Origin of the sequence: Nocardioides zeae (assembly GCF_010686755.1) — a bacterium.
GTDB classification, from domain to species: Bacteria; Actinomycetota; Actinomycetes; order Propionibacteriales; family Nocardioidaceae; genus Nocardioides; species Nocardioides zeae.
In genome coordinates this window covers 490,504-510,050 of the sequence record NZ_JAAGXA010000001.1, presented here as the reverse complement: position 1 = coordinate 510,050, position 19,547 = coordinate 490,504, and the positions used below count along the sequence as shown (strand labels likewise).

The following is a 19,547-nucleotide window of genomic DNA, read 5'->3' as shown; positions in this document are numbered from 1 at the left end:
GTCAGCTCCCTGCCGTCGAGGCCGCGATGCGCTCCGCCATGCGGAGCGCCGCGGAGGTCATGATGTCGAGGTTGCCGGCGTACGCCGGGAGGTAGTGGGCGGCGCCCTCCACCTCGAGGAACACCGACACCTGGTGGGTCGGCGCGTCGACGGGTGCGTCGACGAGGGTGCGGACCGGCTGGTCGGCGGGCAGCTCGGTGATCTGCACCTGCTGCTTGAGGCGGTAGCCGGGCACGTACGCCGCGACGTCCGCCACCATCTTCTCAATGGACGCGCGGATCTCGTCCTGCACGCCGGGTTCGGGCGCGTGGACCAGCGCGAACACCGTGTCACGCATGATGAGCGGCGGCTCCGCGGGGTTGAGGATGATGATCGCCTTGCCGGCCGCCGCACCGCCGACCTCGACGATGGCCGCCGAGGTGGTCTCGGTGAACTCGTCGATGTTCGCCCGGGTGCCGGGACCTGCGGAGCGGGAGGCGATCGACGCGACGATCTCGGCGTACGCCACCGGCACGACCCGCGAGACGGCAGCCACGACCGGGATCGTGGCCTGTCCCCCGCAGGTCACCATGTTCACGTTGGGCGCCGACAGGTGGTCGTCGATGTTGACGGCCGGGACGACGTAGGGACCCACGGCGGCCGGGGTCAGGTCGATCAGTCGCTTGCCCAGGGGCTCGAGGAGGGCGGCGTTGCGCCGGTGGGCGCCGGCCGAGGTCGCGTCGAAGACGATCTCGATCTCGTCGAACCCGGGGAGCCTCATCAGTCCCTCGACGCCCTCGTGGGTGGTCGGGATGCCCAGCCGCTGCGCGCGGGCCAGGCCGTCGGAGTCGGGGTCGATACCGACCATCGCGCCCATCTCGAGCAGCGTGCTGGTCCGCATCACCTTGATCATCAGGTCGGTGCCGATGTTGCCCGATCCGATGACGGCGACCTTCGTGGTCATGGTCGACTCCTCACTTCTCGCCGATGACGACGCTCACGGCGCCGAGGCCGGTGAAGGACGCGGTGACGCGGTCACCGGGGTGCACGGCGCGCATCGGGCCGAGGGCGCCGGAGAGGACGACCTGGCCGGCGCGCAGCGGCTCACCGAGCTCTCGCGCCTGTCGGGCCAGCCAGAGGAGGGCGGCCAGCGGGTCGCCGAGACACGCCTCCCCCGTGCCCGTCGCGACCTCCTGGTCGTTGACGGTCATGGTCATGGCGACCTCCCGCGGCTCGACGTCCGTGAGCGGCAGGCGCTGCCGACCGAGCACGAAGGCGCCCGCCGAGGCGTTGTCGGCGACGGTGTCGCCGAAGCTGATGTCCCAGTCGGCGACGCGGCTCCCGCAGATCTCCAGTGCGGCCGTGGCCGACGCGACCGCGGCACGGACCTCGTCGATGCCGAGCGGGCCCTCCGCGAGGTCGGACCCGAGCACGAAGGCCACCTCGGCCTCGACCCGCGGCTGCAGCACGCTCCCGGCCGGGATGGTGTCGCCGTCCTCGTAGGCCATGTCGTCGAGGAGCACGCCGAAGTCGGGCTGGTCCACGCCGAGCTGTGCCTGCACGGCCGCCGACGTCAGTCCGATCTTGCGGCCGACAACCCGGCGGCCGGCGGCGATCCGCTCGGCGACGAGGAGCTGCTGCACGGCATAGGCGGCCGCCACGTCGTCCCGTCCGATCAGGTCCCGCACGGGCGGCCCGGGCACCCCGGCCCGGTCGGCGTCGCGGAGGCGGCCCGCGGCGGCGGACAAGGCGGCGGCGTCGACGCCGGTCGTTGTCTCGGTCATGGCGCCACCTTCGCGCCCGAGGGGCGTCGAGCACAGACGGTTGTTCCGCTCACCGGTACGCTGCAGCGGATGACCTCCGGCACGTCCTCCTCACCCCCTCACCTCGACACGGTCCTGGGCAAGGCCGTTGCCCTGCTGCGCGCGTTCCACGTCGATGACACCGCGTTGTCGCTCGCGGAGCTCGTGCGGCGCACGGGACTGCCGAAGGCAACGGCTCACCGCGTCGCGGGCGACCTCGTCGAGCACCGGCTGCTCGACAGGACGCGGCACGGTTACCGCCTCTCCGGTGGGCTGTTCGAGCTCGGAATGCGTGCGGCGCCCGAGCGTTCGTTGCTGGAGCTGGCCATGCCGTTCCTGCAGGACCTCTACGAGCGCACCCACGAGACCGTCCACCTGGGGGTGCAGGACGGCGTCGAGGTCGTCTACGTCGCCAAGATCGGCGGTCACCGCCAGGCCCGGTCGCCCTCGCGCACGGGCGGGCGCATGCCGATGCACTGCACCGCGATCGGCAAGGTGCTGCTGGCGTACGCCTCCGACGACGTCCGCACCGCCGTGCTGGGCTCGGAGCTCGAACGACGGACACCCCACACCGTCGTCGCCCCGGGCCTCCTGCGCCGCCAGCTCACGCGGGTGCTGGAGACGGGCGTCGCGTTCGAGCGCGAGGAGTCGACACCGGGGTTGCTCTGCGTGGCGGCTCCCGTCCTCGACCCGGACGGACGCACCGCCGTCGCCGCGATCAGCATCACCGGACCCGTCGGCCGCTTCCGGCCGGAGTCGCACCAGACCGCGGTGCGCGCCGCGGCCACGTCCCTGGCGAGCACGCTCGGCCGGCGCGGTCGGACCGCCCGGCAGCCCTAGCGGCCATGGCCACGCCCCTGCCGGGACCTACGATGGGCGGGCGATGACCCCGCCCGACGACACCCCGCGCAAGCTGCTGCTCGTCGTCGACGCCCCCTCGCTGCTGCACCGCAACCACCACGCTCGCGCCCACACGCGTGCCCTCGATCGCGCGGGCCGGCCGGTCTGGGCGCTGCACGGGATGCTCCGCCAGATCATCGAGTCGATCGACCGCTTCGCGCCCGACGCCGTGCTGTTCGGTCTCGATGACCGGACCGGCTCCGTACGACGCGACCGCTACCCCGACTACAAGGCGGGCCGCGCGGAGAAGCACCCCGAGCTCATCGACCAGCTGGAGCGCGCGGGCGCGCTGCTCAACGCCCTCGGCCTGGCCACCTTGACCCCGCCGGGGCTGGAGGCCGACGACGTGAGCGCCTCGGGCGCCGCGTGGGCACGGCGGCACGGCTGGGACTGCATCATCGTCACGTCCGACCGCGACACGTTCGCGCACATCAGCGACAGCACGAAGGTGCTGCGGCTCATCGACGGCGGCATCCACGGCTCACCGCTGCTCGACCCGCGGCGCCTCCACACCATGTACGGCGTCGCGGCCGAGAACTACCTCGCCTACGCCGCCCTGCGCGGCGACGCGAGCGACAACCTCCCCGGCGTACCGGGCCTCGGGGAGAAGACCGCTGCCGCCCTACTCGACGCGGCCGGGTCCATGCAGGCCGTGTGGGCGGACGTCGAGCACGACGAGGGCCGCAACGTCGCCGAGGCCCTCGACTCGTGGTCGCTCGACCAGGGCGGCCGCCGGCTGGGCTCGCGGGTGGTCAAGCACCTCGTGGCGCCGGGCGCCCGTGAGCGCTACGACTTCAACGTGGCGATGATGCGCGGGCACGACGACCTCGATCTGGGCCTCACCCCCGACGTACCGGGCACCCCCGGCCTCCTCCCCCTCGACATCGACCGCGTGAGCCGGGTCGTGGGGTTCCTCAACGTCCAGGCGACGACGGACCTCGCCGTACGGGTGCTGACCGGGACGCCCGCGTCGGCGGCGACGCGGTGGGCGTGATCCCTTGGCGATCGGTCAGCACCACTCTACGATTGTCCGTACATGTGCCGTACATGGACGGAGCGAAGCGGTGACAGCGACCAGGACGAAGCGATTCGAGACCCGGCTCGACGAGGCGACGGACCAGTTGATCACGCGCGCGGCTGAGCTCACCCAGATGAGCAAGTCCGCCTTCGTCACAAGCGCTGCCCGCGCCGAGGCTGAGAAGATCGTCGCTCGGGCCGAGATCACCCTGCTGGATCCGCAGGTCTTCGACGCGCTCGTCATGTCCCTCGACGTCGCCGACGACGCGCCGGCGTTGCGGGACAAGCTGGCCTCGCTCCCCCGGATCTCGTAGGTGTCGGAGCCCCACCACCGTTTCGAGCCAGCGGGTCCCCACCACGACCTGACAGCGTTCGATTGCGGCGATGAGCGCTACGACCGTTGGCTGCAGACCTCAGCCCTGGCTGCAGTCCGAAGCGGCACGGCCGCCGTCACCGTGCTCGTCCGCGATGCGCCGTCCGGGGCGCGGGTGGCGGGCTACTTCGCGCTTGCTCCGACAGGCGTGGTGCGCGGCGCCGTACCGAACAGCGCACGGTCGGGCCGGCTCGATCCGATCCCCGGGTACCTCCTGGCCAAGCTCGCGCTCGATCGCACCTACCGTGGCGACCGGGTGAACCTGTGGGGCACCCAGCTGTTGTTGGGCGCCTTCCGCCAAGTCCTGGCGGCCAGCGCCACCGGGGGTGGTCGACTGCTCGTGGTCGACGCGGACAACGAGGGTCTCGTGCCGTGGTACCGAGGCCACGGGTTCCTCCCCACCGGCGTGGACCCGCTACGCCTCTACCTGAAGATCGCGACGATCCGTCGGTACGTCGATGACTACGACTCCCGTGGCGAGGGGGCCTCCGGGTGAGGTCGCACCGCTCGTAGCTGGAACCGTCACCCCAGGTGCTTCCGGAGGTAGCGCTGCAGCGCGTCGTCGACGACGTATGCGCGGCCACAACGACCTGACCTGGGCCTCACCCCCGACGTACCGGGCACCCCCCGGCCTCCTCCCCCTCGACATCGACCGCGTGAGCCGGGTCGTGCGGTTCCTCAACTTCCAGGCCACGACTGACCTCGCCGTCGTACGGGTGCTGACCGGAACGCCCGCGTCGGCGGCGACGCGGTGGGCGTGACCCACGGGGTCGCAGGCGTCGATGCGTCCCGCAAGGGCCCCCAAGGGCTTGGACACATCCGGCACGCGGACCGCCCCTCGTGGCCGGGAAAAGCAACCCCAGCGGCCATTAGAGGCGTCGAGGTGCGGGATTCGTGGCCTTGAGGGCGGTGCAGGGCTCGTCGGGCGGGCGGCCCGCGTGCCGGATGTGTCCAAGCCGAAAATCAGCTGACGCTGATCTCCACCTCGTTCGGATAGAACGCGACGTGCCCGGCGATCGGCGCGACCGCGTCGTACGGGGCGTCGTAGGTCCACACCGCGTTCTCGGCGCGGGCGTCACCGTCGACGAGGGAGTAGTAGCCGGCGTCGCCCTTGTAGGGGCAGTACGTCGCGTGGTCGGTCCGCTCGAGCACGCTGGCGTCGACGTCGTCGAGGGGGACGTACTGCACGGGCGGGTAGGACGCCTCCTGCAGCGTGAGCGCACGGTCGGTCTCGGCGATCACGCGGCCGTGGCGGGTGACGACGACGCGGCGGTCCGTCGGCGTGACGGTGATGGGGTGGGACGCGTCGGGGACGAGGTGCGGTCGGTTGGTCATGACGCGAGCAACACCCGCGACGCGCCGACCCATCCCGGGTGCGCGATCACAGGTTGATCATGTGGCCCTCGAGCCCGTGGAACACCTCCTGCAACGCCTCCCCCAAGGTGGGGTGCACGTGCACGTTGCGGGACAGCTCGAAGGACCCGAGGTCCCATTTCTGCGCCAGCGTCAGCTCGGGCAGCAGCTCGGCGACGTCGGGACCGACGAGGTGGCCGCCGAGCAGGGCGCCGTCCACGTCGGCGAGCACCTTGACGAACCCGACGGGCTCGCCGAGGCCGTGGGCCTTGCCGTTCGCGCTGAACGGGAACTTCGCGACGCGGATCTCGCCGTGCTCCGCCCGCGCCTGGGCCTCGGTGAGGCCGAAGCTCGCCACCTGGGGCTGGCAGAAGGTGGCCCGCGGCATCATCCGCAGGTCGCCCAGCTCCATCGTCACCGCGCCCGCGAGGGTCTCCGCCGCCACGACGGCCATGGCCTCGGCGACGTGGGCGAGCTGCAGCTGGAGCGTCACGTCGCCGATGGCGTAGATCCCCGGCACGTTGGTGCGCATCCGGGCGTCGACGCTGATCGCGCCGCGCTCGTCGACGACCACACCGGCCGCGTCGAGGCCGAGGTCCTCGGAGTTCGGGACGAAGCCGGTGGCGACGAGGACGCGGTCGAAGGTCTCGACGGTGGCGCTCCCGTCCGCCCCCGTCCACGCGACCTCCACGGACTCACCGCGGTCGGTCACCGACCCCACGCGCACGCCGGTGCGCACGGTGACGCCCAGCCCGCGGTAGGCCTTGGCCATCGCGCTCGAGACGTCGGCGTCCTCGGCGGGGAGCACGCGATCGGCGTACTCCAGCAGGGTCACCTCCACGCCGTACGCCTGCAGCACGTAGGCCATCTCCATGCCGATCGCGCCGGCGCCGACGATGCCGATGCTGCGCGGGAGCGTCGCGTCGAGGACGACCTCCTCGTAGGTGACGACGTTCGCCGAGGCGGTGACGCAGGGGAGCATCCGCGGGCGCGCGCCGGTCGCGACGATCGCGTCGGTGAAGGCGACCGTGCGGGTGCTGCCGTCGGCGGCCGTCACGACGGTCTCGCGTGTGCCGGTGAACCGTGCGCGCCCGTCGATCTCGGTCACCTTGTTCTTGCGCATCAGGTAGTGGATCCCCGCCGCCCGACCGTCCGCGACCTCGCGGCTGCGCGCGTGCGCCCGGCCGTAGTCGAACCGCGCCTCGCCGACGATCCCGAAGTCGTCCGCCCGGTCGCGCCACAGGCTGGCGAGCTCCGCGTTGCGCAGCAGCGCCTTGGACGGGATGCAACCCACGTTGAGGCAGACGCCGCCCCAGAACCGCTCCTCGACGACCGCGACGCTGCGGCCGAGCTGGGCGGCGCGGACCGCGGCGACGTAGCCGCCCGGCCCGGCACCGATGACGACGACGTCGAAGTGCTCGCTCACAGGAACGCCTCCGTGGGGTCGCGCAGGATCGCGGCGGTGTCGGCGAGCACGCGGGACCCCTCCGCGCCGTCGAGGACGCGGTGGTCGAAGGACAGCGCGAGCTGCAGCACCGAGCGGGGCTCGATGCGCTCGTCGGCGCCCTCGCCGACGACCCACGGGGTCCGCCGGATGGCGCCGACCGCGAGGATCGCCGTCTCCCCCGGGTTGAGGATCGGCGTGCCGGTGTCGACACCGAAGACGCCGACGTTGGTGATGGTGGTCGTGCCGTGCGCCATCGATTCGGGCGTGGTGCGCCCGGCCCGCGCGGTCTGCGCGAGGTCGTCGATGGCGAGCGCCAGCTCCCGCAGGTCCATGCGGTCGGCGGCCTTCACGTTGGGCACGACGAGTCCCCGCGGGGTGGCCGCGGCGATGCCGAGGTTGACCTGGCCGGGCACGACGATCTCCTGCGCGGCCTCGTCCCAGCGGGCGCACGCCATCGGCGTACGCCGCAGCGCGTGCAGGTAGGCCCGCGCCACGAACGCCAGCGGCGTCGCGCGCACGTCGCGGAACTCGCGGCGGGCGAGCACCTTCTCGCGCAGCTCGAGCGTGGCGGTGACGTCGACGGTCACGAACTCGGTGACGTGCGGCGCCGTGAACGCCGAGGCCACCATCGCCGCGGCCGTCTGCTTCCGCACGCCCTTGACGGGGATGCGGGTCTCGAGGCCGTACGGCGAGGGCTCGGCCTGCGTCGTCTCGGGAGCCGGCGTCGGAACGGAGGCGGGCGCTGGCTCGTGCATCGGTGCTGCCGCGAGCACGTCGGTGCGCACCACGATGCCGTCGGGACCGCTTGGGGTGAGGGAGGCGAGGTCGACGCCCAGCACCTGCGCGAGCCTGCGGACGGGCGGCTTGGCGCGGGGCTTGTCCGCCACGGCCGTCGACCCGGCCGCGGCCGGGCGCGCTCCCCCGCGGCGGCGACGGCTCGTGGTGGCCTCGCGCGCGCCGTACCCGACGAGGAGCTGGGGCTCCTCCTCCGCCTGCTCGGGTTCGAGCTCGGGGCTGGGCGCGGCCTGCGGCGTACCGATCTCGATGATCGGCGTGCCGACGTCGACGGTCTGCCCCTCGGGCACGAGGAGGGCGAGCACCTGGCCGGCGAAGGGCGACGGCAACTCGACGACGGACTTGGCGGTCTCGATGTCGACGAGCGTCTGGTTGACCTCGACGGTGTCGCCGACGGCGACGTGCCAGGTGACGACCTCGGCCTCGGTGAGGCCCTCGCCGACGTCGGGGAGGAGGAACTGCTGGGGGGTGCTCACGGTGTCTCCGACTTCGGTCAGCAGGCGAGGCTGGCGTCGCAGGCGTCGAGCAGGCGGTCGAGGCCCGGGAGCCACTCCTCCTCGAGGCGGCTGGCGGGGTACGGCGTGTCGTAGCCCGTGACCCGGAGCACCGGCGCCTCGAGCTCGAAGAAGGCGTCGCGCTGCACGCGGGCGGCGAGCTCGCCGCCGATGCCGCCGGACTGGGAGGCCTCGTGGGCGATGACGAGGCGGCCGGTGCGGCGCACGGAGGCCACGACGGTCTCGTGGTCGAGCGGCGCGATCGTGCGGAGGTCGATGACCTCGACCTCGGTGCCCTCGGCGGCGAGCTCGTCGGCGGCCCCGAGCGCGGTGGCCGTGAGGGCGCCGTACGTCGCGATCGTCAGCGCGTCGCCCTCGCGGGCCACGCGGGCGCGGTCGAGGTGCTCGCGGGGAGCGGCGCCGGCGGAGCGGTCGACGGGTCCCTTGCCCCAGTAGATCTTCTTCGGCTCGAGGAAGATGACGGGGTCCTCGCAGCGGATGGCGGCGCGCATGAGGCTGTAGGCCTCCTGCGGGGTGGACGGGCACACGACGCGGAGGCCGGGCGTGTGCGCGAAGTGGGCCTCGGGCGACTCGCTGTGGTGCTCGATCGCGCCGATGCCGCCGCCGACGGGGATGCGCACGACGACGGGGAGGCTGACGCGGCCCTCGGAGCGGTGGCGGTACTTGGCGAGCTGGGTGACGATCTGGTTCATCGCCGGGAAGACGAAGCCGTCGAACTGGATCTCGACGACGGGCCGGTAGCCGGCCATCGCGAGCCCGATCGCGCTGCCGACGATGCCGGCCTCGCCGAGCGGGGACGTCACGACGCGGGTGGGACCGAAGTCCTTCGCGAGGCCGTCGGTGACGCGGAAGACGCCGCCGAGCTCGCCGATGTCCTCGCCGATGAGCAGCACCTTGGGGTCGGTGTCGAGCTCGTCGCGCAGGGCCTGGTTGAGGGCGTGGGCCATGGCCTGGTTCCTCGGCTCGGTGCTCATGCCCGGTCCTCCTCGCCTGCCGCCACCAACGCGAGGTGCTCCTCGCGCTGCCGGGCGAGCTCGGGCGTCATCGTGTGGAGCGTGTGCAGGAACGGGTCGTCGTGGGACGGCACCGGGAGCGCGCGGCAGCCGGTGCGCAAGCGCTCGGCGAGCTCCTGCTCCTCGGCGGCGACCTCAGCGAGGAAAGCGTCGTCGATCTCGCCGCTCTCGAGGAGCGCGGTGCGGAGCCGGTCGACGGGGTCGAGGTCGCGCCAGTGGTCGTTCTCGGCGGCGTCGCGGTAGCGCAGGTCGTCGTCGGACGTGGTGTGCGGGTTGCGGCGGTAGGTGACGGCCTCGATGAGGGTCGGTCCCCCGCCGGCGCGGGCCTGGGCGAGGGCCTGCTCGGTGGCGGCGTGGCAGGCGGCGACGTCGTTGCCGTCGACCTGCACGCCGGGAAAGCCGAAGCCGGAGGCGCGCTGGGCGGCCGGCACGCGGCTCTGCACGCTGAACGGCGCCGAGATGGCCCACTGGTTGTTCTGGCAGTAGAAGACGACGGGCAGGTTTTGCGCCGCGGCCCAGACGAACGCCTCGTTCGTCTCCCCCTCGCTGAGGGCGCCGTCGCCGAGGAAGACGAGTACGGCGCGGTCCCGGTCCGGGTCGCCCGTGCCGACGTCGCCGTCGCGCACGATGCCCATGGCGTAGCCGACCGCGTGCAGCGTCTGCGCGCCGATCACGAGCGTGTAGAGCTGGAAGCCGCGCTCGGCCGGGTCCCAGCCGCCCATGGTCGTGCCGCGGAAGAGCCCGAGCAGCTGGACGGGATCCACACCGAAGCACCAGGCGACGGCGTGCTCGCGGTACGTCGGGAACACGACGTCCCGCGGACGCAGCGCCGAGCCGGCGCCGACCTGGGCGGCCTCCTGGCCGAGCATCGACGGCCACAGGCCCAGCTCGCCCTGGCGCTGCAGCGCGATCGCCTCGGTGTCGACGCGTCGCGCGAGGATCATGTCGCGCAGCGCGGCGCGCAGGTCCAGGGTCGGCTCCATCTGTGTCTCCTCAGGTCCGCGTGTCTGCGCTGGAGCCTGGTGGGTGACGTAGGCCACGCGCAATGAACGCGCTCGTGTTGTGCGAGGACCGCTGTATTCTTCTGCGTCGTGGCGTGTTTCGTGCTTCTTCTTATCGCTGCGCGCAACTATCAGGAAGCGAGCTGTTGCCATGGACGACCTCGACCGCGAGATCCTCGACCTGCTCCGCGCCAACGCGCGCATGCCCACCAGCGAGATCGCGCAGCGGGTAGGCCTGTCCGCGGCCCCGGTCGCGCGACGGATCGCGCGGATGGAGGCGAGCGGGGTGATCAAGGGGTACACGGCCATCGTGGCCGACAGCTCGGTCGGCGAGATCGACGCCTTCACCGAGATCCGACTGACGGGTCAGACGGACACGCGCGAGATCGAGGAGATCGCGCGGCAGGTGCCCGAGGTGCAGCAGTTCTTCACGATCTCCGGCGATCCCGACGGGTTGCTGCGGTTCCGGGTGCGGAGCGTGGAGCACCTGCAGAGCGTCGTGAACGCCATCCGGAGGACGGGGTTGGTGGCGGGGACGAAGACGTTGATCGTGATGTCGACGTGGGATCGGGCGACGGATGTGGGTGGGTCAGGGCGCGAGCAACGTGCACTCGACGCCCCTTGAGCAATGCCCTTCTGCAACTCGAAGATGGGAACCGAGAAGGCGACTTCCCGTTCACGGGCCCATGTGGCAAGAAGGAGCGAACGCCTAGCCCTCCTTACCAATGCAATCAGAGCCGCCGCCCGGATCGTGCTACCCGTTATGGGCAACCGGACGCCACTTCCTTAGGGTCTGGCCGGGCCGGCCGACAAGACCCCGGACGTAGAGTCATTCTCGCAGCCTGCGTTCAACCCGGTTGCTTTAAGCGTGTTCCCTCTGAGAGTCCTTCCTCGGTCACCACGCGGCTACTCCGCCGAGGTCGCTCGCGGGCCTGCTCGTGTTCTGCGGAGCTTCCGCCGTGGCGGTCCACGGCTGCTTCGGCAGCCGGGCCACGCTCGACCGCACGCTCTCCCCGCTCCTCGGTGATCTGGGACTGACGATGACACGGCGGAGCACGCACAGCGACGAGTGGTCTGCGGAGAACCCGGGGGGGCAATTCGCACACCGCCAAACTGAAGTCGACCGGCCAGCAGTGCCGGACCGAGGCACGCCCTGGAACCAACATGTGCTTCAGGCACGGCACCAACGAGCCCGTCATCCAGGCAGCTGCCGCGCGGCGCATTCAGACGTCCGTCGAGAGACGCCGTGGAGCAGCTTCGGAATATGCTCGATGGTCCTGCGGTCTAGGTTCGCGCGACAAGATCAAGATCCCCGACGGCCCCCTCGACCGGGATGGGCTGGGCGCCACCGGCAAGGCGCTCGGCGCGTCGGCCAAGACCGAACCCGACGAGTCGCTAATCCGCGACGTCCTGGCCGACCCGACAGCCCCGGCGGCCTTAACCGCCGATCAGGTGCACGCTCTCCCGGCCAAAGAGGCCGCGGGGACACCGCCGAGGGCCTGGCCGGAATAGACGTCGTCGGGACCTACGTGGCCCACGAGTGGTCGAAGAGCAAGCCGACAAAGGCGAGCGCGATGACGTCGGTGAGTGGTTGCCGGCGCGGCTGGAGGGCCGATACGCCGACGAGGCTCACAGTAAGGGCGGCACCTGGTACTGACGCTTGTCGTCGCAAACGCATGTACGCGGTAGACCACCCCGTAATGGCCCACCATCATCTCGGTCTCCACACGGGTCCATCCGGACCCTGCACACTCCTTACATGTCGCTCGTTCCCTGACCCGCACCCGTCAGTCAGAGCGCCAAATACCGCTGCGTACCAACCGGGAGGGTCAGCGGCAGGAGCTCCAGGGCTGCACCGAGATGACGCTCTGTAGACAGCATGGTCTACAGAACCCGTTGACGCCGTATACCTTCTCTGCCAAACTGTAGACATGAGTGACGACAAATCCGTCGACGACTTCGACGACTTCGAGAAAGAGCCTCAGCCCGAATCGGCCATCGCTGAGGTCAGCGTCACAGGACCAGGCATCTCGATCAAGCGCCCCGTCGACGAGGCCACGATGTCTGACGTCATCGCCCTCCTATTCGGAGGAGCCTTGTCGGCACCCGAAGCGCCCTCGGGACGCGGCGGCTTGGGGACGGTCGGACCGGGTGCGGGCAGCGCTGCAGGTCCCAGCGCCGGAAGCGGTGGCGGCAGATCGCAGCAGTCCCTGCCATGGGACCGGGACCTCACCCTCGGCGAGTTCATCACCGAGGTCGGCGCGCGGAGCTTCCCGCAGAAGATCTGTGCGGCGGGCTACTACCTGATCAACTTCCAGGGTGCGGAGTCGTTTGCCCGTGACGAGGTCCGAGCCGCGCTCGCCGATGCCCACGAGGACATGCCCGCCAACTTCTCGCGCGACTGGGCCAATGCTGCCTCCAGCCACCTAATCGCGGCGAAGCAGGGCGAGGCCGGGCGGTTCATCATTCCGAGGACCGGGCGTACCGCGGTCACGTCGCACTTCCAGGAGGTTCCGAAGCGGAGGGCTGCTCGCAAGACCGCCAAGAAGTCGAGCCCCAATGGAGACGCTGAGTGACCGAGGAGTCGATCGGCATCCGCGTCCAGCGGATGCCGATCGCGGACCAGGCGCTCGTCCTGGCCTCCATCGTCTCCGGCAGATCGGAGGACGGCACGTTCAGTGGACGTGCGGTCACTCAGTTGTTCTACGAGGCGTCGCTGCCAGTGCCGGACAAGATCGCGAACGTCTTCACGACCCTCAAACGAGCCGGACGCGCCACGCCAGCCAAGGCACATGGCGCTTGGACGCTTACGCCTCTCGGTCGGCAACGCGTCGCCGAGCTCGTTGGCGACGACGCCGCCGCGCTTTTGGCCGAGGCGCTGCCGGGCGGCGCCGACCTGGGCCACTTCCGGCACGCCCTGATCCCGGCGTCACTGGCGCCGCCACAGCTCGTGCGCCCGGTCGCGGAGTTCACGAGGACCTCGCCCCCCGCTGCGCACGTGTTCGGCATGACGCGGTTCCCGGACGACGACGAGGAGCCCGACGGGCCTGACCCGGTGGCCGCCGCCCTGGACGTCACGCGTGACGCTTTGGACGGACACGGGCTTCGGTTTCTGCTCGCGTCTCAGCGCGCTTTGGTGGATGACCTTTGGGGGAACGTCGCCGCGCATATGTGGTCGAGCAACTACGGCATCGCCTTCTTCGAGGACCGTCGCGGTCGAGGCATGAACTACAACTTGGTCATCGAGGTCGGCGCCATGCTCATGGCTGGCCGACGCTGCCTGCTGCTCAAGGACTCCTCTATCAAGCGGATGCCGACCGACCTCGTGGGCTTCATCTACAAGTCGGTCGACCTGGACGACCCCGCCACGATCACGCAGGCAGTGCACGAGTGGGCAAGGGAGGACCTGGCACTCGGCCGATGCAAGGGCTGTCCCGAGGATGCCTGACCGTGTGCACTCATCGATGACCCGTCACCTCACGAAGGAGGCAGGTCATGGCAGGCGGGGAGTGGTGAACGGCTGAATCGCCTTGGGTCTGACACGCAAAATGTGGGCCCGGTTCGCCACGTGTTCGGGATGTCTGAGCGCGCCAGAGGAGCGATTCCCGGCAACCCTCACGGGCAGCGCTGCGAGGTGGAGAGAACATGTGGCCATCTCGGCACCCACCTGCCCTCACCGACCGCCAGCGCCGCTGGTTGCTACCGACCTGCGTCCCGCCAGCAACCAGTACGTTGCTTCACTCTGCTCTCGAGGGCGACCCGACCTTCGCCACCCACGGCCGCAGGTGCTGCACGACATCGGCGTAGAACGTCGTCGTCGCGCCCTTCACACTCCCGATCAAGGTCCCCGTTCCAGCGGCGCGCTTGTTCCCCAGCGGCACCTCGAGCGAGATAGTGAACGCCTTGATCTCGCGCTGCTCCTCCGGCACCAGGCACGACGGGTCCTGCCGCGCTTTCCCCAGCAGCGCCGCGGTCGACACCGCACGCGGCCCCGCCATGTGCGCCTCGATCCGGATGGAATCCTTGGCCTCGTCGGGCAGCTGGCGCAGCAGCCAGTTCACCCGCGTCAGCGGACGGGTGTCTCCACGAGGAGCCCCGATCGTGATCGCCGCGCTCGCCTTGTCCGCCCGCAGGTCGGCTCCGACCACCAGCACGTCCACCGCGCCCGGCACCTTCAACCGCCCGAACATCAGCCCAGAGTCGGCGAGCTGCTGCCGCCGGCTCGCATGGTCCGGCGCCTCGCGCGGCGCCAAGGACTGCACCTCGACCCCCAAGAGCCCCGTCATGTGGTGACCCAGGTGCTGGATCAGCTCGTCGAACCGCGCGCTGATCTCCCCCGTCGCCTTGTCCGAGGCGCGCGCTGTCTTCGACTTGACCGCGTCGCGCAGCTTCACCCAGCTCGGCCCCATGTCCCCCAGGCCACCCATGCCCGACCGCGCGTGGGACATGTACCGGATGAACTCCTCCAGCACCTTCGCTTGGGTCGCATCGGAGACGCCGCGGTGCCGTGCGGCAAGGACCGCTTCGGCTCGGATCTGGTCCCACGACAGGTGGTGCAGCGAGACCTTCCGCAGCTTGCGCCGGTCGACCGCGACCGGGTGGTCGGCGTCGCCGCCGGCGAGCTCGTTGCTGATGGTGATCACCGCGTCGTACCCACGCGCCCGCGCGATCTCGACGTACTTCTCGATCTGCTCGACGTTGAGGCGCCCCGTCGACGTCTTTACCTCGACCAGCGCGGTCCACTCGCGGGTGCCGCGGCGTACCTGGATCACGCCGTCGGGGCGGTACGCCTCCTCGTCCTGACCGAACGGCACCTCGATGTACGTCGTGATGGTCCCGCGGGGTGCCCCGCAGCGGCCGGTGAGCGCGGCGCCGAACTCCCGCACCATGCTCATGACGGCCAGCAGCGCCGAGGTGGCACGACGCTCTTGCTCCTCCCCGCTGCCGATCCCCGCGACGGGAAACAAGCGCGCGGCCTGCCAGTCGTTGCCGTCGTCGGCCGGGATGGATGCGTTCCAGTCGACCGGGAGGCGCGGCGCGCGGGTGGGGCGGCGTACCGAGACCGAGCGCTTGGCAGGCGTGGCAGGGCTCGACGTACCGGTGTCGTCATCGACCTCCGCAGGCATGGGCGGTGCGGGAGCCTGCTCAGCGTCCCCGGGCGGCGCGGGAGCTTCGTCGGGCGTCTCGTCGACGGCCGGCGCCTCCGGGCCTTCGGGCTCGTCCGCCTCTTCGGAGACGTCGACGCCGTGCTCGGTGACGAGCGCGGCGAGACCCGCCTGGTATCCGCGCCCGACGGCACGAATCTTCCAGTCCTCGTCGCGGCGGTAGAACTCACCGAACACGAGCGCGCTCTCGGTGGTGGCGTCGTCGATGTCGAAGACGAGCAGGTCGGCGGCATCGGAGCTGCGCTGCAGCCGCAGTCGCACGCCAGCGGCGTCGCCGAAGGTACGGGCGGTCGACGCGTCCAGGCTGGCGGCGACGACGATGCGCTCGATCTCCTGGGGTACGTCGTCGAGCTCGAGCGTCACGACGTCGGACGACCAGCCGGCGGCGGCCTCGTCCGAGTCGGGCTCCGGTACGAGCTTGTCGCGCAGGTGGACGGCGCCGTTGAGCGCGATCGGCTGGTTGTAGAAGACGAAGTCGGCGCTCGACCGCACCTTGCCCGATGCGTCGAGCAGCAGGACGCTCACGTCCGCGTCGATCGTCTCGCCGTCGTGTCCGCGGCTGTCGAGGAAGACGGTGAGCCCGCCCAGCTCGCCGCCGAGGTCACGGATGGCGACATTGGCGCCCTTGCGCAGCTCGCGCGGGGCCGATGTGACGTCGGTCATGGCGGAACGATCACACGGCCACCGGGGCCTCGGGAGCGAATTGAGTAGATCAAGAGCATTCGGGTGACGCAGCCTGAACACGCGTGCCGCTTGCGGCGACCGAGCTCGATGGTCAACATCAATCGGCTGTAATTGTTAATCAGCGAATAAGCGCGGTGGATCACTGAGCACACGTCGGCTCAGTGATCCGCCGCGCTGCCGCCGGCCGCGAGGCTCCACTTCACGAGCCCGAAGGGGCTCCTCGCTGAGCGGCGCCGGGTCTCACGCATGGGAGTCATCGCTCCGGGGCTCGTCTCAGTTCCGGTTGTGCCCCAGCGACCTCGCGAGCAGCACGCTCTTCCAGCACGACTCGCGCTCGAGCACGTGCTCGTCGGACGTCCGCATCGACCAGTACTCCAGCAGTGCGAACCGCATGTTCTCCCGGTAGTACGCCTCACCGTGCTCGGCGAGGTGCGCCTGCAGCCCGAGGTTGTCGCCGTGCAAGGTCTGGGCGTAGTACGACCACCGCTGCCACACCCCCGTGTCGCCGTACGCAGATCCGACGTACCGCGCCCCGGTGACCTGGTCGTGAATAACGTAGACGCCCTTCATGCTCTCGAGCGCGATGCGCCAGTCGGCGCGGCGCTGACCGACGACGACCTGAAGCTCGGCCAGGGAGTGGTCGATCCGGTCGTGGCCCGGGAACGGGTCGCCCGCGAACTCCTCCTCGGCGATGGACGCGACCGTCATGTCGCCGAGCAGCGTCTCCATGTTGCGGCGTCGGTTGCGCCCGGCGAGGGCGAGCCGCACGTAGAGCCGACGCACGAAAGCGCCCATCAGATCGGCGCGGAACCCGACGTCGTACGACGCGGCCCGCGGCTCGGGACGCCGGCCCACGACCTCCCACACTCCGCCGAACAACCACAGCGTCGGGTCGTGCCGGTCCTGCGCCAGCGAGAACACGTAGCGGCGGTTGAAGTCGTCGTTGACGTTGCGCCACGAGTTCCAGCCCTGCCACTCGTCCCACGAGGTGGCGAGCACCTCGATCGGGTGCCGCTCACCGTTGAATACGGCGCAGTGCAGCTTGCACTCCGCTGGGTCGAGCCCGGCGGGCAGCAGCGCAGCGAGCGGGATGGCCTCCATGCCGGGAGACTAGCGACGCCCGATCGCGCGGCCCGTCAGCCGAGCAGCGCCAGGTCGCGCCGTACGTAGCGCAGGTGCGCCCACTCCTCCTCCAGGATCACGCGCACGCAGTCCCCCACCGTCGGCTTCCAGTCGTCACCACCCCACGGGTTCCGGCGCTCCTCGGCCAGCAGCTCCGGCGTCACCGACGCCAGGAACTCCGTCACCATCGCCTGCCGCTCGGCCCGCACCGCGAGCACCTCCTCCACAGAAGGCGTGTCCGCTCGAAAGATCGACATGTCGAAGCCCATCTCCCCCGCGCCAGTGAAGATCAGCCCGAGCTCGTGGAACGGCTGCTCGATCCCGAACACCCCGCCACACAGCCACGCGTCGGTGGCCAGCACGAGGTGGCGGAGGGTCTCGACCAGCGACCACTCGTCCTCGACGTGCGCATCCATCAACTCGGGAGACGTCGACGCCACCGTCACCGCCCACGCCGCCTGCACCGCCTCCCACCCGGCGCGCAGACCCTCCGGCTCCTTGGCGTTCTGCAGCTCGCGGCCCGGGAACTGCCGGTTCAGCTCGGCCTCGACGAGCGGTACGACGTTCACCCCGTTCACGAGCAGCGTGCCGAACGCGAGGTCGTGGCTGTCGATGTCGAGCCCGTCGAGGTCGACGCCCCGCATCGTCATGCCGCTGACGTCGGAGGACCGGAGCGTCGCCCCCTTGAGGCTCGACCGCACGAACCGCGCGCCCTCGAACTCCTTCGTGCTCGCATAGGTCGCCATCGCACCCCACCACCTCGCCGAGAATGATCCGACGGCCAGCATCGGAGCGCCCGAGACCACGGTCAAGGGGCGCACCCGCGCCGTACCCTCGAACCCATGGTCACCGCCGCCGAGCTCGCCGCCGAGGTACGTCGCGCCACGGCGAACACGCCGTACATGGTCGCCGACGAGACGCCCACCGGGTTCACCGTGCAGATCGACATCGTCGACCAGCAGTGGTGGACGCTGATGAAGCGAAAGTCGCTCGAGTCCTCCTTCCAGCACGTCGTGGAGGTCGATCCCGCGGCCGGCACCTACACCGTCACCGACCGGCAGACGACGGTCGCGTGGGAGGCCGGGCTCGACGCCGGCGGCGTCCCGCGGCCGGTGCTGCGCGCCAGGAAGTCGATGCAGCAGGGCACGGTCGTGTCGAAGTCCTTCCGCAAGGAGGTCGGCATGGACGACGACGGCAACGTGGGCGCCGTCGTGAACTACTCGTTCGACTCCAGCGAGGGCAAGCGCCTCATCGACGGCCCGGCCCAGCACCTCGGGCTCACCAAGAAGATGAACAGCACGGCGAAGGTCGGGCTGACCGTCGCCGCCGTCGCCGTCGGCGGCCTGCTCATCGGGCTGGTCGTGCTGCTCGTCGTGCTGCTGCTCGTCCTCTAGGCCGACGCACCGCCGCGGCGCAGCTCCGTGGGTGCGACCCCGAACCGGTGGCGCACGAGTCGGCTGAAGTGCGCGGCATCGTCGAAGCCGCAGGCGCGGCCGGTGGCCGCGATCGACTCACCCCGGTGGCGCGGGTCGACGAGGCGCTCGTGGGCCAGGAGCAACCGCTCCTCGCGGATGAAGGCAGCCACCGTCGACGGCTCCGGCTCGAACAGCCGGTGCAGGTAGCTCACCGAGATCCCGCAGGTGGCGGCGACCGTCGCCGGCGAGAGCCGAGGATCCGTGAGGTGCTGGAGCACGTGCGCCCGGGCGACGTCGACGAGGACGTCCCGCGGGCTGGGCGGCGTCCCGAGCGGGGCCAACCCCGCGACCAGGGCCACCAACGCCTCCTCGAGACCGGCAGCCCGGCGGGCACTCATCGGCGCCGTACCCGCCGACGTCAACGAGGTCACGAGGCGCCACACCAGGGCCTCCAGCCCACGGCCACCCGCGCGGGGGCGCACGGTGAGGTCGCGGTAGTCGTCGGAGGCGAACGCCAGCAGGTCCTTGGGCAGCATCGCGATCGAGTACTCGAACGGGCCGTGGCTGCAGAAGTCGAACGGCCGCGCGCTGTCGTAGAGGAGGAAGTCCCCCGGCAGCAGGGTAGCCGTGCGGCCGTCCTGCTCGACCGTCGTCGCACCCCGGTGCAGGAACACGACGCTGAGCACATCACGCTCACCGCTCCGGCTGATGTCGCGCCCGCGGCGTTGGAAGCGTTGCTCGGTGCCGGCGATGCGGCGTACCCCGACCTCGGCGACCTGCGCCCCCCGGATCCGACCCTGGAGGGCCTCGCGGGACGGCACCGTCGTGCGCAGCGGCACGAAGCGGTCGGAGACGCTGGCGACCCAGTAGTCGTACCGCTCCCGCGCCGGAACCGCCCGGGTGTCGACGTCCACCCGACGAGTGAAGCACACGGGATCCGCCCGGTGGTTTCCGTCGCGTGACACC

The 19,547-nt window shown here is 70.9% G+C and carries 20 protein-coding genes; 9 read left to right on the top strand and 11 right to left on the bottom strand.

Annotated elements, in window-relative coordinates:
• Position 1: 1 nt before the first annotated feature.
• The gene (locus G3T38_RS02480; RefSeq protein ID WP_163770463.1) at positions 2–943 is read right to left on the bottom strand and encodes an acetaldehyde dehydrogenase (acetylating); all 942 of its coding nucleotides are present in this window, start codon (positions 941–943) and stop codon (positions 2–4) included.
• A gap of 10 nt (positions 944–953) precedes the next feature.
• A complete protein-coding gene (locus tag G3T38_RS02475; protein ID WP_163770462.1) occupies positions 954–1,763 on the bottom strand; it encodes a 2-keto-4-pentenoate hydratase in 810 nt (269 codons plus the stop codon).
• A 69-nt stretch (positions 1,764–1,832) separates the two neighbouring features.
• Here G3T38_RS02475 and G3T38_RS02470 point away from each other — a divergent pair, with 69 nt between their 5' ends.
• The 5 genes from G3T38_RS02470 to G3T38_RS02450 all read left to right on the top strand — a co-directional run bounded on the left by G3T38_RS02470 (position 1,833) and on the right by G3T38_RS02450 (position 4,832).
• Positions 1,833–2,621 (top strand): IclR family transcriptional regulator, encoded by a 789-nt coding sequence (locus G3T38_RS02470; RefSeq protein WP_163770461.1) that lies wholly within the window; start codon positions 1,833–1,835, stop codon positions 2,619–2,621.
• A gap of 43 nt (positions 2,622–2,664) precedes the next feature.
• The gene (locus G3T38_RS02465) at positions 2,665–3,675 is read left to right on the top strand and encodes a 5'-3' exonuclease (RefSeq protein ID WP_163770460.1); all 1,011 of its coding nucleotides are present in this window, start codon (positions 2,665–2,667) and stop codon (positions 3,673–3,675) included.
• A gap of 70 nt (positions 3,676–3,745) precedes the next feature.
• Positions 3,746–4,012: a type II toxin -antitoxin system TacA 1-like antitoxin gene (locus tag G3T38_RS22050; RefSeq protein ID WP_163770459.1), complete on the top strand. Its 267-nt coding sequence runs from the start codon at positions 3,746–3,748 to the stop codon at positions 4,010–4,012.
• Positions 4,013–4,567, top strand: coding sequence for an N-acetyltransferase (locus G3T38_RS02455; RefSeq protein ID WP_163770458.1), 555 nt, complete (start codon positions 4,013–4,015; stop codon positions 4,565–4,567). It abuts the gene before it with no gap.
• Between the two features lie 76 nt (positions 4,568–4,643).
• Positions 4,644–4,832: a hypothetical protein gene (locus G3T38_RS02450; RefSeq protein ID WP_163769956.1), complete on the top strand. Its 189-nt coding sequence runs from the start codon at positions 4,644–4,646 to the stop codon at positions 4,830–4,832.
• A 202-nt stretch (positions 4,833–5,034) separates the two neighbouring features.
• On the opposite strand, the gene G3T38_RS02445 is transcribed toward G3T38_RS02450, so the two are convergent.
• Genes G3T38_RS02445 through G3T38_RS02425 form a run of 5 tightly spaced genes read right to left on the bottom strand, consistent with a single transcriptional unit; the run spans position 5,035 to position 10,177 of the window.
• Positions 5,035–5,406, bottom strand: a complete 372-nt coding sequence (locus G3T38_RS02445) for a DUF427 domain-containing protein (protein ID WP_163770457.1) — start codon at positions 5,404–5,406, stop codon at positions 5,035–5,037.
• A 46-nt stretch (positions 5,407–5,452) separates the two neighbouring features.
• Positions 5,453–6,850, bottom strand: coding sequence for a dihydrolipoyl dehydrogenase (gene lpdA / locus G3T38_RS02440; protein ID WP_163770456.1), 1,398 nt, complete (start codon positions 6,848–6,850; stop codon positions 5,453–5,455).
• Positions 6,847–8,142, bottom strand: coding sequence for a 2-oxo acid dehydrogenase subunit E2 (locus G3T38_RS02435; protein ID WP_163770455.1), 1,296 nt, complete (start codon positions 8,140–8,142; stop codon positions 6,847–6,849). Before G3T38_RS02435 ends, lpdA begins: the two co-directional genes overlap by 4 nt.
• Positions 8,143–8,159: 17 nt before the next feature.
• Complete coding sequence (locus G3T38_RS02430; protein WP_163770454.1) at positions 8,160–9,155, bottom strand: alpha-ketoacid dehydrogenase subunit beta; 996 nt, start codon at positions 9,153–9,155, stop codon at positions 8,160–8,162.
• Positions 9,152–10,177 carry a thiamine pyrophosphate-dependent enzyme gene (locus G3T38_RS02425; protein ID WP_163770453.1) on the bottom strand — a complete coding sequence of 342 codons (1,026 nt, stop codon included), beginning with the start codon at positions 10,175–10,177 and terminating at the stop codon, positions 9,152–9,154. Before G3T38_RS02425 ends, G3T38_RS02430 begins: the two co-directional genes overlap by 4 nt.
• Positions 10,178–10,346: 169 nt before the next feature.
• Here G3T38_RS02425 and G3T38_RS02420 point away from each other — a divergent pair, with 169 nt between their 5' ends.
• The 3 genes from G3T38_RS02420 (at position 10,347) to G3T38_RS02410 (ending at position 13,643) form a co-directional block, all read left to right on the top strand.
• Positions 10,347–10,820, top strand: coding sequence for an Lrp/AsnC family transcriptional regulator (locus G3T38_RS02420; protein ID WP_163770452.1), 474 nt, complete (start codon positions 10,347–10,349; stop codon positions 10,818–10,820).
• 1,306 nt (positions 10,821–12,126) lie between these two features.
• The gene (locus G3T38_RS02415; RefSeq protein ID WP_163770451.1) at positions 12,127–12,771 is read left to right on the top strand and encodes a hypothetical protein; all 645 of its coding nucleotides are present in this window, start codon (positions 12,127–12,129) and stop codon (positions 12,769–12,771) included.
• The gene (locus G3T38_RS02410; protein WP_163770450.1) at positions 12,768–13,643 is read left to right on the top strand and encodes a hypothetical protein; all 876 of its coding nucleotides are present in this window, start codon (positions 12,768–12,770) and stop codon (positions 13,641–13,643) included. The genes G3T38_RS02415 and G3T38_RS02410 overlap by 4 nt, the downstream gene beginning before the upstream one ends.
• A gap of 289 nt (positions 13,644–13,932) precedes the next feature.
• Here the strand turns inward: G3T38_RS02410 and G3T38_RS02405 are convergent, their stop codons facing one another.
• From G3T38_RS02405 to G3T38_RS02395, 3 genes are all read right to left on the bottom strand, one after another.
• Positions 13,933–16,023 (bottom strand): TerD family protein, encoded by a 2,091-nt coding sequence (locus G3T38_RS02405; protein ID WP_163770449.1) that lies wholly within the window; start codon positions 16,021–16,023, stop codon positions 13,933–13,935.
• Between the two features lie 294 nt (positions 16,024–16,317).
• Positions 16,318–17,145, bottom strand: a complete 828-nt coding sequence (locus G3T38_RS02400) for a GIY-YIG nuclease family protein (protein WP_163770448.1) — start codon at positions 17,143–17,145, stop codon at positions 16,318–16,320.
• 35 nt (positions 17,146–17,180) lie between these two features.
• Positions 17,181–17,912 carry a DinB family protein gene (locus tag G3T38_RS02395; RefSeq protein WP_163770447.1) on the bottom strand — a complete coding sequence of 244 codons (732 nt, stop codon included), beginning with the start codon at positions 17,910–17,912 and terminating at the stop codon, positions 17,181–17,183.
• A gap of 96 nt (positions 17,913–18,008) precedes the next feature.
• Here G3T38_RS02395 and G3T38_RS02390 point away from each other — a divergent pair, with 96 nt between their 5' ends.
• A complete protein-coding gene (locus G3T38_RS02390; protein ID WP_163770446.1) occupies positions 18,009–18,560 on the top strand; it encodes a hypothetical protein in 552 nt (183 codons plus the stop codon).
• On the opposite strand, the gene G3T38_RS02385 is transcribed toward G3T38_RS02390, so the two are convergent.
• On the bottom strand, positions 18,557–19,495 hold the full coding sequence (locus G3T38_RS02385) for an AraC-like ligand-binding domain-containing protein (protein WP_163770445.1): 939 nt from the start codon (positions 19,493–19,495) through the stop codon (positions 18,557–18,559). The two genes, G3T38_RS02390 and G3T38_RS02385, sit on opposite strands and share 4 nt — an antisense overlap.
• Positions 19,496–19,547 lie beyond the last annotated feature (52 nt).